The organism is Mesorhizobium sp. P5_C1 (assembly GCF_054049815.1).
In genome coordinates, this window is record NZ_JBFULQ010001060.1 from 1 (window position 1) to 1089 (window position 1089).

Here is a 1089-nt window from a genome sequence, read left to right on the forward strand (position 1 = left end):
GGTCGCGATATCGTTGACTGGCAGCAATGGCTTGGGGAGGTCAACCTCACCAAGCCCGGTGCGCAGTTCGATCTCGATGTCGCGACAGATTTGCGAGATCGGAACATCGTTGGCGTTGCCCTCGAAAGGGTTGGCACTGCTCTCGCCGACCTGGTCGAGAGACATGTATGCCCACCCCAGGAGTGTGCTGAACGGGATCGTGAGCCAGATCGCGATCGGGCCGAGTGCGCCACCCAATTTGCCCATGTCGGCAAAGACTGGAACGACGCCAAATGGCAGCAAGGTGCAAAAGATCATGACGAACAAGGAACTGACGATGGCGTATTGCCGGGGATATGGATTGTTCTTGATGCGGTCGCAGCGCGCCTGCTGATCATGGAAGTCGCGGATCAGCTTGATGAGTTCGACATAGACCTGCGGAGGGATTTTGGCCTCCTTGAACAACGCATTGACCTGGACCGATTGCATTTCAAGCAGGATTAGCGCTGGACGAGGCGACTTCAGGACGTCGTCGGCTTGTTCGCCCAGCAGCGGACGCAGTTCGTCGGCGATCGAGCCCGCATCCTCCTGGATTTTGTAACGCCGCCGGAATTCGACATTGGCCGCCCGCCCCATGGATTCCCACGGCATCGGCCGCCGCAGGGCGAACCGGAGGGCCGTCAACCAGGCGAGATGGCGGTAGATGAGTTGCCTGGCTGTCGGCACATCGTTGAAGTCCCTGCAGAAATTGGACCACAACCGGCTGCTGGCTGTAATTTGCGCAAAGGCTTGCAGCGCTTCACTGCTGCGGGTGAAAACCTGCGAATTCTTGAACCCGGCAACGAGTGACACGGTGGTGCCGAGCACGAGCACGACGGACCATGGCACCGAAAACCCGGCGATGCCCGGCAGACGGTAGGCCGCCACGGCCAGTGCGCTCACCACCACCATGTAGATGACACTGCCCCGCGACCAGAGAGCGAAATCTACCACCTTGTAGGAACGGCCTACATACATCGGGTGCCCTCGAAAGCGTGGACGACAGGCGAATCAAGCCATCACGCCTAGCATACCGTTTGCTCACCATGAATGGCCGTCTTGGCATGAAGC

Annotated in this window: 1 protein-coding gene; it reads right to left on the bottom strand. The window is 59.3% G+C overall.

Translation table 11 applies throughout. From position 1 onward, the window contains the following. Nucleotides 1-996, bottom strand: a 996-nt coding sequence (locus tag ACXJ7R_RS33875) for a bestrophin family protein (RefSeq protein WP_457155596.1), incomplete at its 3' end; no start/stop codon positions are given. Between the last annotated feature and the right edge of the window lie 93 nt (nucleotides 997-1089).